Raw genomic sequence first — 349 nt, forward strand, 5'->3', positions numbered from 1 at the left:
GGCGGCACTAGCGCGGCGGTCCCACCTGACCCCATGCCGAACTCAGAAGTGAAACGCCGTAGCGCCGATGGTAGTGTGGGGTCTCCCCATGCGAGAGTAGGGAACTGCCAGGCATCCAAATACAGTGTGCTGATATGGCTCAGTTGGTAGAGCGCACCCTTGGTAAGGGTGAGGTCCCCAGTTCGACTCTGGGTATCAGCACCAGTTACATGAGAGTTCGGCAAAAAAAAGAATTTGCCTGGCGGCACTAGCGCGGCGGTCCCACCTGACCCCATGCCGAACTCAGAAGTGAAACGCCGTAGCGCCGATGGTAGTGTGGGGTCTCCCCATGCGAGAGTAGGGAACTGCC

Annotated in this window: 1 tRNA gene and 2 rRNA genes; all 3 read left to right on the forward strand. The window is 59.0% G+C overall.

The features are described from left to right. A 5S ribosomal RNA gene (gene rrf, locus B2J69_RS23240) occupies positions 1–113 on the forward strand; the annotation flags it as partial. Positions 114–128: 15 nt separating this feature from the next. Then, positions 129–204, forward strand: a tRNA-Thr gene (locus B2J69_RS23245). A 33-nt stretch (positions 205–237) separates the two neighbouring features. Continuing rightward, positions 238–349, forward strand: a 5S ribosomal RNA gene (rrf, locus tag B2J69_RS23250); the annotation flags it as partial.

This window comes from Pantoea latae (assembly GCF_002077695.1).
Classification (GTDB): Bacteria; Pseudomonadota; Gammaproteobacteria; order Enterobacterales; family Enterobacteriaceae; genus Pantoea; species Pantoea latae.